The organism is Paenibacillus sp. V4I7 (assembly GCF_030817275.1).
Lineage (GTDB): Bacteria > Bacillota > Bacilli > Paenibacillales > NBRC-103111 > Paenibacillus_E.
Window position 1 is genome coordinate 3,757,234 of record NZ_JAUSZD010000002.1, and the last position, 12,655, is coordinate 3,769,888.

Sequence of the window (12,655 nt, forward strand, 5' to 3'; positions counted from 1 at the left end):
ATCGTAAGCATAAGCCTTCTCTTATCAAATCGTAAAGCTTGTTCGCCTGTTTGTCAAAACAAAATAAGCAGGTCGGCATTCGACCTGCTCGTAAACTCATTCAAAAGGGTTCCCCTATTAAAACGAGGAATTGGATCCCAATTGTTGCCCCATGCTTGGATTATTAAATCCGGAATTAAAGGATTGAAGCGATTGTTGTGGATTGTTTTGTTGCATGCTTTGTTGTGATCCATAGCCAGTTTGGAAAGATTGCTGAGAAGGTGTCGAAGAATCACTGCGCTTATACGCATCATGCCCTGGTTGATTCCCACGATAGTTCGCTGTATGGAAAGCGTTTGGTGAAACGTAAGATTGTCCAAATGGTTGTTGATTTGACTGTATAGAACTAACAAACTGACTAGAAACAAATGGTTGTTGAGCAGATACATAACCAAATTGTTGCGATTGATTAGTAGCAAATTGGTTGTTCACTGGGGTATAAGAAGAAAATCCGCTTTGGAAACCTGATTGTTGTTGTTGAGCTGGCGTCGAAGAATCGCTACGTTTGTAAGCATCATGGCCTGGTTGATTACCACGATAATTAGCAGTGTGGAAAGACTCTTGAGAAGTTGCTTGAGCTACTTGAGAATTCCCTTGGTTGAATCCTTGATTAAATCCTTGGTTGAATCCTTGAGTGAGTCCTTGGTTTGCTTGCCCAGCGTTAGATTGATTATAGAAAGATTGTACAGCCCCTATAGGTTGATACTGTTTTTGGAAACCCTGGTATTGCGCATTGTTCCCCTGAAAACCTTGTGAAGATTGATAACCTTGGGAAGCATTCCCAAAGCTGTTGTTATTGTTGTACATGTGTAAATCCTCCTCAGACTCTCATATTTTTGGGCACCTTTTTTGGCGCCTCTTTTATTCTCTCCGCTTGTTGTTTTTTTATTTATGGAAGCCGTTGGGATGTTCATTAGAAAATTGACTATGAATTACCGGCTATGCCATAATCCTTTTGTATCCCATTCTCTTTGTAGGAGGAGTTACCGTAATGATATACGACGTTATTATTATTGGAGCAGGCCCAACAGGATCTAGTGCAGCCTTATTCACCGCAAAAGCAGGTAAAAAGACGCTTGTCATTGACAACAATCAAAGTGTCACCGAACGTGCGTGGGTCGAGAATCATTATGGCGTAGAATCGATAGCGGGTCCTGATTTAGTCGAAATCGGGAAGAAACAAGCAGCTAAATTCGGGACTGAATTCGTACAAGGCAAGGCGGAACAATTGTCAAAAACCGAAGAAGGCTTCCAAGTAACGACCGACAACGGAGCTTACGAAGGAAAACATGTTATTCTTGCAACAGGGCTGTCAGTTGAGCTCGCAGAAGCATCAGGCATTCAAACGAGGCCCGGAACAGAACCACGTATCAAAACAGTCGTTGATGCTGATATGCAAGGCAATACCAACCTTAAGGGTGTATGGGCAGCAGGTACTACAGCTGGAGTTAGTATGCATACAATTGTTACTGCTGGTGATGGAGCTAAAGTCGCAATTAATGTGATTAGCGAATTAAATGGTGAACGGTACGTCGACCATGATATATTAAAAGCTTAGTTGCTAACATACAAAAAACCGCTTCTCTCTTACCTGTTCGGTAAAAGAAAAGCGGTTTTAGTTTTGTCCAAAGTGCGGTGATATTAGTTATTTCGAGGATTTAGAATCGCATCTTCCACTTTAATACAGCGGTCCATAATGACTTCTAACCCAGCTTCGCTAGCAATACGTCCGGCTTCTTCATTCACAATATCGAGCTGGAGCCAGAAAACCTTCGCTTTAATTTTAGCAGCTTCTTCAGCGATAGGAACCACCTGGTCAGCACGGCGAAACACGTTGACGATATCCACGGGTTCAGGAATATCAGATAAAGAAGCGTAGCATTTCTCGCCCAGTATTTCAGTAGCGTTCGGATTGACCGGAATGATCCGGTATCCTCTACTTTGCATAGCCGCGGAAACCATATACGATGTACGATCAGGTTTATCAGACAAACCCACTACAGCAATATTGCCAGAACTCGCTAGGATCTCCTTAATATGCTCTCTTGACGGATTTTCAAAAGTCATGTGATTCCCTCCTATTTTTTCAAGTACGTGAGTCCTTGTTTCCCCATTGCGGTCCAACTATCGATAAACTGATTTTTGTTTACCTGCACTTGCTTTTTTCCGCTTAATGGATCATTTAAGTATACATTATTCTCATCATATCCTACCAATAATACAGCATGTTCCGCATATGTCGTCTTTATTGGTCCAATAGGAGTATCCCAAGTTACCCATTTGTAAGGTATGTTGAAATCAATCGTTGTCCAAATAATAACTGGAATATCATTCGCAATCTGCTGCTCATACATCTCGAAGGACTCACCCGTAATGTCAATGGCTTGAGGTATATACGATTTCAGCAGTGGAAATAGACCGGAGTGATAGATGCCAAAACCCCTCTGCTTCCTAGTGACATCACCTACGAAACCTGTGTTCGGATTTCCCCAATAAGCAATTGAACCATCCGCATTTAGGGTAGCTGGTGTGTCATCCTTAGGCATTTCTGCAGCAAGTTCCATTTTACTTTTTGTAATACCCTGATAATGCAGCAGCATCGTTAAACTTGTTATTTCACAACCTGCTGGCAGTTCTGGTAGTTGTGCAAAAACAGGCGCATCAATCATTGCTGATTTTTTTATCTGGATAGCTGGGGGCGGAGAAGCAACCTCCGTTACTTTCACGGATGCTGTAGGCTTGGCGGCAAACACTGCAGGACTGGAAGCAAAAAGAGCTGGTTCTTTACCAGTCGCTTTGGCATACAGCAATACAGCAAATACACTGCTTGCAAACACAAGTCCAGCAACGAGGAAGAAACCGAACGTCACCTTTAAACCCTGCCAAATAATCGTCATGCTGACTCACCCATTCGTTGTTTTGGGAATCTATGTCTCACTCACAAGTTCAACTTGAGCACCAATAGAACGTAAATGGTCAAAGTACTGCGGATAGGATTTAGCCACATGATGGGCATCATGAATAATCAAACCCTTCTCAGAACGAAGACCTACAACAGTTAAAGCCATAATCACTCTGTGATCGAAATGAGCATTAATTTCGACCCCGCCTGTAACACCTTGTGGTTTACCATGTACGATAATTTCACTTTGGCGTTCTTCTACATCAGCACCGGCTTTACGCAGCTCGTTCAAATAATCGGTGATACGGTCACACTCTTTATAGCGTAAATTTTCGACATTGTAGAAACGAGAAGTACCTTCTGCGAATACAGCTGCTGCAACCATAGCAAGCACGGCATCTGTAAAGTGATCACCATCAAACTCACCAGCAACCAACTTCTGGTTGCCTTTTACATGGACAACACCATTGTCATGAGTTAAATTGACACCCATTGCTCGCAGGACATCCACACAAGCCTTCTCACCCTGCTTGCTATTCTCTTCTAGACGAAGAACGCGTACATCTGAATTCGTTACAGCCGCAGCTGCTAGAATCGCAGCAGAGCCCGGGTAATCCCCTTGAATGACATATTCTTTGGCTTGATAGGATTGTCTACCTGGAATGCGGTAGTGCATCAGGTCTTCGCTAGCGTGCACAATAATACCAGCCTGTTCTAAAACTTCCAGTGTTTGACCTACAATGATTTTGGATTTCAAATCGTGCAGCACTTCAATCTCGCTATCCTCTTCAAGAAGAGGTGTCATAAATAAAAGTGAGCTTAGGAACTGGGAACTAACATTACCGGAAACAGTGAGCTTGCCACCGCGCGGTTGTCCCCCTTTAATAGTTATCGGCAGACGTCCATTAGAATGTTGTACTTCCACACCCATTTGTTGCAAAGTATCAATGAGATCATCATGAGGGCGCTTGCCCAGAGATTCAGGATACGTGTTTACGAATGTCACATCGGGACAAAAAGCGGCTGTAGACATCAAGAAGCGAAGTACAGCGCCGGCATTGCCTACATTAAGCTCAGAAACATGCTTGGGATTCTTACCAAAACCCGTAATAACGATTTTCTCATCATCTTCTTCAATAATAGCGCCCAAATCACGGACACAACGTCTCATGGCATCACTATCTTCACTATGAGCTGGATAATAGATGGTGCTCGTCCCGTCGGCAAGTGCTCCAATTAGCAAATAGCGGGTAGTGTAGTTTTTGGATGAGAGAGCGTTTATTTCCCCTTGTAGATGGGCAGTTGGTTTCACGATGGCTTTCATGTCGTTGATATCTCCTTCGTAAGTGTTTATATGTAATATCCGAGGAAAGTCAGAAGAATTCCACCGGTATAACTGAGCAGTGTATAGAGGATCCAAGTTTGCCACAGTCCAGCGCGGAGCTGCTTAATGCTTTCGAGATTCAATGTGGAAAATGTGGTGAAAGCACCCATAAAACCCGTGCCTATCAATAGTTTCCAATCGTCAAATGAGTGATATCTCATCAATAGGCCAAGCAAAAAACAACCCAAAAGATTTATTGTCAGTGTACCATACGGAATAGAACTTGGGAACCTGTTTGCCATGTAGGTCCCTAGCTGAAATCGACAAATTGCACCAAAGAATCCTCCAAAACCTACCAGACAAATGGGCCAAAACCATGTCATCATGAACGACGAACTCCCCCTCGTAAAGACTCACCAATACGAACACCCGTCCATGTAGCACCGAGTCCTCCCCATAAACTTCCCAAAGCATAAAGAGCGGCAAGGATTATATGCCCATGGTTTAGCATGCTCATGGTTTCATAGCTGAACGCAGAGAACGTAGTAAAAGACCCTATAAAGCCAGTTGTTATAGGTAGTCGAAGTCTAGTAGGTATGGGAAGCTTTTCGGCAAACGTTATAAAACCAAGTATCAGACAGCCGCTTAAATTACAAAAAAAAGTTCCCCAAGGAAAAACGGAAGCCATCGTAGGATTCCATAAGGCGGAGAGCCCAAATCGGGCAATGGCGCCTAATATCCCGGCTAAACCAATGTACAGCATGGCTACACAACTCCTGTTATTAACCCTAGGTTTGACATCTTGACTGTTTGTTTCTATCATTACTTGTAATGGGGGTTCTTCCCCACATATCAAGCATGGAGGTCCAAAATGGATACGATTTTACCATCCGAAATCAAAGAAAGACTGGACCGCGGCGAAAACCTAGCGATTGTCGATGTCCGCGAAGATGAAGAAGTAGCTGCAGGTATCATCCCAGGAGCTAAACATATTCCGCTGGCTCAATTGCCAGATCGCCTCAGCGAAATCCCCCAAGTCGAAGAGCTTATTCTCGTTTGCCGCAGCGGAAACCGCAGTGGGCGCGCAATTAGCTTCTTGGAGGCTCAAGGCTATAAAGGTCTTAAAAACATGACAGGCGGCATGCTAGAGTGGGAGGACTAAGCTTCTAAGCTTGTCCCCTCCTCCTAGATTTCAGCTTGCTGGATGATAAGTGCTGTAATTTCGTCCGTTGTTAATTGCGTTGTATCGATAACCGAATGCGCGAAATTATAGGCAGACTTACGTTGCTCAAGCAGCAGGTGAACGCGCTCCTCTAAATTCCCCTGCAGCAAAGGACGACTGGTATCGCTGCTCACTCTTTGAATGATGATCTCTGGTGATGCTTTCAGCGCTACCACATAGCCATTCTGCAGCATACAAGCTCGGTTACACTCGGCCAGCACTGCGCCGCCGCCTGTAGCCACAACTTGGCCTTTACGAGCTAATATATGTTCCAGCGCCTTACTTTCTAAAGCACGAAAATGCGATTCACCATGAATGCGAAACAAGTCAGAAATGCTTGTTTGATGCTCTTCTTCCAGAGCCGCGTCCGAATCTTGAAAGAACCATCCTAACTGCTCTGCTAACTTCTTTCCAACGGTTGATTTGCCAGTCCCCATAAATCCGACAAGTACAATATTGCTTGCTGTCACGTTAATCCCCTTTTCCCATATGCTGTTCATACAAAACTTTCCCAACATCATAACATAGCCAAATCGACATGAATACAATCCACCAAAAAATCATATAGTAGTGTGAATAAATTCCAGCACAAACAGTTAAGATTTTAAGAGAGACCATATGCCGACAAGGAGAGATGGAGCTTTGAACCCAACTGTTGCCTATCAAAACCGCACAAAAGGCAAACTGGAGCAAATTTTACACCCAAGCTATACGCTTTGCAAAGAGGATGTTGTGTGGATACTGGAGTTTATTAAGAAAAAAGTGGCTGAAGAAGACCCGCTTATGCAAGGTCTTACTCAACCACGATTATTAAGAAATTTTCGCTATTTTGCCGAAGTCTCTCTGATGCTCATTCACAGACGGAACGGCTTTGATCAAGAGGCCGATCGTTTGAAAATGTGGCTGCGTGAAGCAGCATACGGTTTACAGGAAGAGGCTTAAGGCCTTATCCTCTTAGTTTTCCATCCAATTGAAGTGGAAGGAACCCTCTTTGTCCACACGTTGGAAAGTGTGTGCACCAAAATAATCGCGCTGCGCTTGCAGCAAGTTAGCCGGCAATCTTTCCGTACGGTAGCTATCGTAGTAAGCTAGTGCCGATGCGAAAGCCGGAACAGCAATACCGCGAGTAACCGCTTCTGCAATTACCTGTCTCCATGATTGTTGATAATTATCAACCACACCATTGAAGTAGGAATCAAGCAGCAGGTTTTTGAGTCCAGGATCGCGGTCATAGGCTTCCATAATATTTTGCAGGAATCTAGCACGAATGATACAGCCGCCACGGAAGATCATTGCGATGCTGCCATATTTCAGATCCCAGTTATATTCCTCGGAAGCTGCTCTCATTTGAGCAAAGCCTTGTGCATATGAACAAATTTTACTTGCGTAAAGCGCTTGGCGAACAGCCTCGATAAACGCTTTGCGATCGCCTGTAAAGGCTGGAGCATCAGGTCCTTTGAGCACTTTGCTTGCCGCTACGCGTTCTTCCTTCATCGCGGAGATGAAACGGGAGAATACGGATTCTGTAATAATGGAAAGCGGTACACCAAGATCCAGAGCACTTTGACTGGTCCATTTTCCTGTACCTTTTTGACCAGCGGAATCCAGAATAACGTCAACCATAGGCTTGCCGGTTTCAGCATCATATTTAGTGAAAATATCACGTGTAATTTCGATCAAGTAGCTGTCAAGCTCGCCATTGTTCCATTCTGTGAAGATCTCATGAAGCTCTTCTACGCTTACATTCAGAACATCTTTCAACAATTGGTAGGCTTCGCAAATAAGCTGCATATCACCATACTCAATGCCGTTATGCACCATTTTCACGTAGTGACCAGCGCCATCAGGTCCGATATAAGTACAGCAAGCATCGTCGCCCACTTTGGCAGAAATCGCAGTAAGAATAGGCTCAACGAGTTTATAAGCGTCTTCTTGTCCGCCCGGCATGATAGCTGGACCTTTAAGCGCGCCTTCTTCACCGCCGGAAACACCCGTTCCAACGAAGCGAATACCTTGCTCAGCAAGCTCTTTATTACGACGCTGCGTATCTGGGAAGAATGCATTGCCTCCATCGATTAGGATATCGCCTTTGTCCAAATAAGGAACAAGTTGGTTAATGGTATCGTCAGTAGGACCGCCTGCTTTAACCATGATCAAAATTTTGCGTGGAACTTCGAGTGATTGCACAAATTCTTCAATGCTGTATGTACCTACTAATTGTTTGCCTGGGGCTTCTTGCAGAAGCTCTTTTGTTTTTTCGGCAGAACGGTTAAAAACGGAAACAGTGAATCCTCTGCTCTCGATGTTTAAAGCCAAGTTTTTACCCATAACCGCTAGACCGACTACACCAATTTGTTGTTTAGTCATCTCTCTCATACACCCTTCCGATATATAAATATTTAAATCGTCATCGCGCCAAAACCGCCATCCACTCTTAAAACAGAACCTGTTACAAAGCTAGAAGCTTGTTCAGAAGCAAGGAACACAGCAGCACCCTGAAGCTCAGACGCTTCACCGAATCGATTCATAGGCGTATGACGCATAATGGACTCGACACGTTCAGGCGACAGAATCTTACGATTCTGCTCCGCTGGGAAGAACCCAGGAATAATCGCATTGACACGCACACGGCTCGGAGCGAATTCACGGGCTAGATTCTGCGTGATGTTATTGACAGCTGCTTTGGAAGCGGAGTAAGTGAATACACGGGAAAGCGGCGGATCTGACGAAACGGATGAAATATTAATGATACTTCCTCCAACTCCTCGATCAACCATGTATTTCCCAAACACTTGGCAGGCTAACACGACACTTTTCAAATTAACCTCCATAATAGAATCCCATTCTTCCATGGAAATGTCAAAGAAAGGCGTGGCACTATTTTTGCCAGGGCAGTTCATTAGAATATCCGCACCGCCAGACCAAGCGATTACTTCTTTGAGAACAAGCTCCAAATCTTCACGTCTCGTTGCATCAGCTTGAAAGGTATTAGCTTCCCCGCCAATGGCTTCAATGCTCTGACGAACCTGATCACTTTTCTCTTGATTACGACCGACGATGGCTACTTTCGCTCCATGTCCAGCCAGAGCAAGAGCCATAGAGCCTCCAAGTGTGCTGTTACCGCCAATAATTACTGCTGTTTTCCCTGTAAGATTGAATAAATTCATTGTTCTTCCCCTCCAGCATTTTGCTTGGCAAACCTTCATAATAAGCCTAAGCTAATTTATAATTGAGGGCCCCGTAGGTGCTGTTGTTGAAAGGCGGTAATCGCATCGAATTGATCTTTTAACTGATGATATACGCTTGTATAAATAGTTGTCAATTGTTGATAGATGCGATTATCGTTTTCATTCACCTCGTGAGCCATTCCTACCTGAATCCATTGATGCGCGTGAGATAGATCTTCGATTTCCCCCATTGCGAGCAGACCTAGCAAAGCTGCGCCGATCCCTGAGCTTTCAATCGAATCTGGCACAGTAACGGATGTGCCGAGCATATTCGTCATCATCTGGCGCCAAAAATCAGACCGGGCAAATCCACCGGACGCGCGAATCACAGTGGCAGGTCCCATAATCCGTTCCAAGGAAGCGCTAACTGCTTGGATCGAGAACATGACGCCTTCGAGCGCGGCACGAATCATATGCTTCTTCTGATGGCTGAGTGAAAGCCCGAAGTAAACACCGCGTGCATTGGCGTTCCAATAAGGCGCACGTTCGCCGGAAAGCAGCGGCAGGAACAGCAGACCATCAGAGCCCGCAGGAACTTGTGACGCTAGCTCCGTCAAATAATCATAGGGATCGATTCCCTGGCGGCGGGCTTCTTCTGCTTCCGCCGTAGCGATCTGGTCTCTCACCCAACGGAAAACGATACCACCGTTGTTGATCGGTCCGCCGACGACCCAGAAGTTTTCTGTTAGCGCATAGCAGAACAGCTTGCCTTCGGGGTCGGTTTGCGGCTTGGTGACGACGCTCCGAACGGCACCGCTGGTGCCGATGGTGACGGCGACGACACCTGGCTCGAAAGCGCCAACGCCGAGATTCGCGAGGACACCGTCGGACGCGCCGATAATGAACGGCGTGTTCTCGGACAAGCCCATTGCGGAGGCTAACTCGGCGCTGAGCCCTTCTATGCGGTGCGTTGTAGGCACCAGCTCAGAAAGCTGCTCCGGCGTCACACCGGCCTGACCAAGCGCTTCTTCGTCCCAATCGAGCTTCTCCAGATTGAATAGCCCTGTTGCACTGGCTAGTGAATGGTCAATAAGATAACGACCAAACAGCTTCGCGAAGACGTACTCCTTGATGCCAATGAACTTGTAAGTTTCCTTGACGAGCTCTGGTTCGTTATCACGGAACCACATCAATTTGAGAAGCGGTGACATTGGGTGAATCGGCGTTCCTGTCCGCGAGTAAATCTGCTGACCTAGGCCGCTGCGCTTAAGCTCTTCCGCATACTGCGCACTGCGATTATCCGCCCAGGTGATGCATGCGGTCAGTGGCTTGGTCTGCTCGTCAACAGCAATAAGGCTGTGCATGGCTGAGCTGAATGAGACGCAGAGCACTTGGTCAGCTGTGACACTAATCTTGCGAACAACAGCGCCAATACCTTGCACAACGGCGTTGAAGATTTGATCTGGATCTTGTTCCGCCCGATCACCGGCCGGTGTGTAAAGGGGATATTCAATGGAGTGCGAAGCTAGAACTCGACCATCCCGATCGATCACGAGCGTCTTCGTGCTCGTTGTCCCAATATCCGCCGCGACAATGTATGGCTTATCTCTGACTGCGTCAACTGTCATTTGCTAATATTCCCCTCTGCATCAAATGAAAGTTCATAAGGTTCTGATAGAATTTCAATATCCGGATGCTGACGAGCTTCCTCTAACAAATTCACGGAAATTTCAATTTCGCCCAGGTGAAGTGTATCTTGAATCCGAACTAGCTTGCAGGTCGTGTAATCTAGAATGTTACAGGTTTTAACAGCTGCCTTGATCGCGTAGAAATCGTTCTCCAGCGTTGTGGCGATCTTAGTAGGCGCACATACGGTTGAAGTAAGTCCGTTCGCGTAAGTGAACTCCAAGTTCGTTTTATCCACAAGTCTTTGTGTGGTGAAATCAGCCGTTCCTACACCGTTGGCGTTACCCTTCGTTTCTGGTGTTAAGTCCAGTACAACCATTTTGGCAACATCTGGGCCTCCATGCGCGTATGGAGTTGGGTAGCGGCCGGTAACGTTGGGATCCATCCCATCGCCGCTAATATTTTTGCCAATATAATCAATGACAAGAACATCGATTTCGTCGAATAAAATCTTCGGTAGACGCGATTTTGCTTCGATCAGCAGTTGCTCCTCCCGCACTTCAATTTCAGCTGCAGGCAGCACTTCCACTTGGCATGTCTCATCATAGGCATTTTCTACAAGCGCGACGCCGAACACGATGGGCAGCTTCTCGATCATCAAATTGGCCATGGCCGGCACATTCTCCGCCATATACTTGAAGCCAAGCTGGTGACAAGCTTCAGCGCCTTTTTGTTTGCCTAGACCGATAGCGATCATCTTCATGATCCCGCTCTCAATACGTCCACGAAACGCCGTATGCGGCTTCACACGGTTAATAACGACGATGGCATCTGCCTCTGAAGCAATGCGATCTACATAAACCGGCAAACCGTTAGGCAGTTGGTCGATCTTCACGACTTCCATGGAAGAACGAATAGGCGCGCCCATCGAGGCTTCCGTAATGCCAAAATGCTGCAATACCTCCGTCTGTCCTTCGGCTGTAGCACCACCGTGACTTCCCATACAAGGTACGATGAACGGGAACGCACCTCTGTCTTTAATGGCGTCAATGGTCGTTTTGGTGAAGGCTGCGATATTAGCGATCCCCCTGCTTCCCACAGCAACAGCAACCTGCTGACCAGGATGTATGCTTTCCATAACTCCGCTGCTGGCTAGCTTATTCACTAATTCCAATTCGGGATTTTCCAGAATGGTACGATCAAACTTCTGCCGAATCTTTACCATTTGTGGAATCGGAATATCATTTAATAACTCCCTCAGAATGCTCATCGACTACTCCCTCTTTCCTTATGGTGTCAATAATCGCACGGATTCCCGTACGATCAACTCTGTTTTTAATAGCAACTGTTCCGTTTCGTGCTGCTTATTTTCTATATTTCCAAGAAGTCGCAAAGCGCCTTCTCTGCTAATTTGCTCAATCGGTCTGCGAACGGTTGTCAGTGCGGGGGTTACGTAGGCTGCGAATACCGTATCGTCGAATCCAACCACTGAGATATCGTTCGGTACGTTCAACCCGGCTTCCGATATCGCTTTCATCGCCCCAAGTGCCATTTCATCATTACAGCAAAATACGGCCGATGGTGTTTCATCCAGCGTCAGGAATTGCTGCATGGCCTTATGTCCGCTTTCCAGGTCGTACAATCCCGGCATGCGATATGCAGGTGGAACGGTAATCTGGTAATGCATCATGGCTCGTTCGAAGCCATCTTTCCGATTCTGCGCGGATTTAAATCCTTTGCGACCCTCAATAAGAGCAATACGCTTATGTCCCTGTTCAATCAAATAAGAGGCTGCCAGAAATGCGCCTTGCTCCTCATCTGAGAGAACATTCAGCACGCCTGAAGTTTCAACCGGGCGATTCAGCACAACTTGCGGGATACCCTTACTAGCGATGTGGTCAATGATGGCTTGATCGTCATCACTCTGACTGACAACAACAATACCGTCGAAGCTTTTCTTCGTAATCGAGTGAAAACTGGTGTAATCGTCAATCCCTTTAACGATCAATTGGTAACGATCCTGTATGACACTGTTGACACCACGGATAGCTTCATAGAAGAAGCCGGCGGAAGTTCCTTTGCTTAGTGTGGTAAAGAACAGCCCTAAGTTATACGAACGATCCAGCACCAAACTCTTCGCACTGTAATTAGGCGTGTAATCCATCTGTTCAGCGATGATTCGGATGCGCTCCTTCGTCTCCTCCTGAATGAGCGGACTGTTGTTCAGCGCTCTGGAAACCGTTGTATGAGACACACCTGCAAGCTTGGCAATATCTTTAATGGTAACGCTCATACCCTCACCTCTATCTGAAGCATATCACATCTATGCACACGTTAACAATAGTCTTTTTTGCAGCAAAAAAACTCCCTTCTCA

At 45.9% G+C, this 12,655-nt stretch carries 15 protein-coding genes; 3 read left to right on the forward strand and 12 right to left on the reverse strand.

Features of this window, described 5'->3' with window-relative positions:
* Positions 1–117 precede the first annotated feature (117 nt).
* Complete coding sequence (locus QFZ80_RS18525) at positions 118–846, reverse strand: hypothetical protein (protein ID WP_307560423.1); 729 nt, start codon at positions 844–846, stop codon at positions 118–120.
* Positions 847–1,033: 187 nt separating this feature from the next.
* Between QFZ80_RS18525 and QFZ80_RS18530 the strand changes: the two genes are divergently transcribed.
* Positions 1,034–1,597: an NAD(P)/FAD-dependent oxidoreductase gene (locus tag QFZ80_RS18530; RefSeq protein WP_307564159.1), complete on the forward strand. Its 564-nt coding sequence runs from the start codon at positions 1,034–1,036 to the stop codon at positions 1,595–1,597.
* 83 nt (positions 1,598–1,680) lie between these two features.
* On the opposite strand, the gene QFZ80_RS18535 is transcribed toward QFZ80_RS18530, so the two are convergent.
* From QFZ80_RS18535 to crcB (QFZ80_RS18555), 5 genes are read right to left on the reverse strand one after another with little or no spacing between them, the layout of a single operon-like run.
* Positions 1,681–2,106, reverse strand: a complete 426-nt coding sequence (locus QFZ80_RS18535) for a CoA-binding protein (protein ID WP_307555371.1) — start codon at positions 2,104–2,106, stop codon at positions 1,681–1,683.
* Between the two features lie 11 nt (positions 2,107–2,117).
* Complete coding sequence (locus QFZ80_RS18540) at positions 2,118–2,936, reverse strand: C39 family peptidase (RefSeq protein ID WP_307560425.1); 819 nt, start codon at positions 2,934–2,936, stop codon at positions 2,118–2,120.
* 30 nt (positions 2,937–2,966) lie between these two features.
* Complete coding sequence (gene aroA / locus QFZ80_RS18545; protein WP_307560428.1) at positions 2,967–4,265, reverse strand: 3-phosphoshikimate 1-carboxyvinyltransferase; 1,299 nt, start codon at positions 4,263–4,265, stop codon at positions 2,967–2,969.
* A 26-nt stretch (positions 4,266–4,291) separates the two neighbouring features.
* Positions 4,292–4,651, reverse strand: coding sequence for a fluoride efflux transporter CrcB (gene crcB, locus QFZ80_RS18550; protein ID WP_307560430.1), 360 nt, complete (start codon positions 4,649–4,651; stop codon positions 4,292–4,294).
* Positions 4,648–5,028, reverse strand: a complete 381-nt coding sequence (crcB, locus tag QFZ80_RS18555; RefSeq protein WP_307560431.1) for a fluoride efflux transporter CrcB — start codon at positions 5,026–5,028, stop codon at positions 4,648–4,650. Before crcB (QFZ80_RS18555) ends, crcB (QFZ80_RS18550) begins: the two co-directional genes overlap by 4 nt.
* A 108-nt stretch (positions 5,029–5,136) precedes the next feature.
* On the opposite strand from crcB (QFZ80_RS18555), the gene QFZ80_RS18560 reads away from it, so the two are divergent.
* On the forward strand, positions 5,137–5,427 hold the full coding sequence (locus QFZ80_RS18560; RefSeq protein ID WP_171648627.1) for a rhodanese-like domain-containing protein: 291 nt from the start codon (positions 5,137–5,139) through the stop codon (positions 5,425–5,427).
* A gap of 23 nt (positions 5,428–5,450) precedes the next feature.
* Here the strand turns inward: QFZ80_RS18560 and QFZ80_RS18565 are convergent, their stop codons facing one another.
* Positions 5,451–5,987, reverse strand: coding sequence for a shikimate kinase (locus QFZ80_RS18565; RefSeq protein ID WP_307560433.1), 537 nt, complete (start codon positions 5,985–5,987; stop codon positions 5,451–5,453).
* 118 nt (positions 5,988–6,105) lie between these two features.
* On the opposite strand from QFZ80_RS18565, the gene QFZ80_RS18570 reads away from it, so the two are divergent.
* Positions 6,106–6,429, forward strand: a complete 324-nt coding sequence (locus QFZ80_RS18570) for a hypothetical protein (protein ID WP_057302951.1) — start codon at positions 6,106–6,108, stop codon at positions 6,427–6,429.
* A 12-nt stretch (positions 6,430–6,441) separates the two neighbouring features.
* Here QFZ80_RS18570 and gndA read toward each other — a convergent pair whose 3' ends face one another.
* Genes gndA through QFZ80_RS18595 form a run of 5 tightly spaced genes read right to left on the reverse strand, consistent with a single transcriptional unit; the run spans position 6,442 to position 12,573 of the window.
* Complete coding sequence (gene gndA / locus QFZ80_RS18575; RefSeq protein WP_307555362.1) at positions 6,442–7,854, reverse strand: NADP-dependent phosphogluconate dehydrogenase; 1,413 nt, start codon at positions 7,852–7,854, stop codon at positions 6,442–6,444.
* A gap of 32 nt (positions 7,855–7,886) precedes the next feature.
* On the reverse strand, positions 7,887–8,654 hold the full coding sequence (locus QFZ80_RS18580; protein ID WP_307555360.1) for an SDR family oxidoreductase: 768 nt from the start codon (positions 8,652–8,654) through the stop codon (positions 7,887–7,889).
* Positions 8,655–8,710: 56 nt separating this feature from the next.
* On the reverse strand, positions 8,711–10,282 hold the full coding sequence (gene gntK, locus QFZ80_RS18585; protein ID WP_307555358.1) for a gluconokinase: 1,572 nt from the start codon (positions 10,280–10,282) through the stop codon (positions 8,711–8,713).
* Positions 10,279–11,550: a nickel pincer cofactor-dependent isomerase, group 22 gene (locus QFZ80_RS18590; protein ID WP_307555356.1), complete on the reverse strand. Its 1,272-nt coding sequence runs from the start codon at positions 11,548–11,550 to the stop codon at positions 10,279–10,281. Before QFZ80_RS18590 ends, gntK begins: the two co-directional genes overlap by 4 nt.
* Before the next feature lie 18 nt (positions 11,551–11,568).
* A complete protein-coding gene (locus tag QFZ80_RS18595) occupies positions 11,569–12,573 on the reverse strand; it encodes a LacI family DNA-binding transcriptional regulator (RefSeq protein ID WP_307555354.1) in 1,005 nt (334 codons plus the stop codon).
* Between the last annotated feature and the right edge of the window lie 82 nt (positions 12,574–12,655).

Bases quoted from the DNA above. Each gene is read 5' to 3' on its own strand.
- aroA (WP_307560428.1), bottom strand. From the start codon at position 4,265: ATGAAAGCCATCGTGAAACCAACTGCCCATCTACAAGGGGAAATAAAC.
- QFZ80_RS18595 (WP_307555354.1), bottom strand. From the start codon at position 12,573: ATGAGCGTTACCATTAAAGATATTGCCAAGCTTGCAGGTGTGTCTCAT.
- QFZ80_RS18525 (WP_307560423.1), bottom strand. From the start codon at position 846: ATGTACAACAATAACAACAGCTTTGGGAATGCTTCCCAAGGTTATCAA.
- gntK (WP_307555358.1), bottom strand. From the start codon at position 10,282: ATGACAGTTGACGCAGTCAGAGATAAGCCATACATTGTCGCGGCGGAT.
- QFZ80_RS18570 (WP_057302951.1), top strand. From the start codon at position 6,106: ATGCCGACAAGGAGAGATGGAGCTTTGAACCCAACTGTTGCCTATCAA.
- QFZ80_RS18540 (WP_307560425.1), bottom strand. From the start codon at position 2,936: ATGACGATTATTTGGCAGGGTTTAAAGGTGACGTTCGGTTTCTTCCTC.
- crcB (WP_307560430.1), bottom strand. From the start codon at position 4,651: ATGATGACATGGTTTTGGCCCATTTGTCTGGTAGGTTTTGGAGGATTC.
- QFZ80_RS18590 (WP_307555356.1), bottom strand. From the start codon at position 11,550: ATGAGCATTCTGAGGGAGTTATTAAATGATATTCCGATTCCACAAATG.
- QFZ80_RS18535 (WP_307555371.1), bottom strand. From the start codon at position 2,106: ATGACTTTTGAAAATCCGTCAAGAGAGCATATTAAGGAGATCCTAGCG.
- QFZ80_RS18560 (WP_171648627.1), top strand. From the start codon at position 5,137: ATGGATACGATTTTACCATCCGAAATCAAAGAAAGACTGGACCGCGGC.
- crcB (WP_307560431.1), bottom strand. From the start codon at position 5,028: ATGCTGTACATTGGTTTAGCCGGGATATTAGGCGCCATTGCCCGATTT.
- QFZ80_RS18580 (WP_307555360.1), bottom strand. From the start codon at position 8,654: ATGAATTTATTCAATCTTACAGGGAAAACAGCAGTAATTATTGGCGGT.
- gndA (WP_307555362.1), bottom strand. From the start codon at position 7,854: ATGACTAAACAACAAATTGGTGTAGTCGGTCTAGCGGTTATGGGTAAA.
- QFZ80_RS18565 (WP_307560433.1), bottom strand. From the start codon at position 5,987: ATGAACAGCATATGGGAAAAGGGGATTAACGTGACAGCAAGCAATATT.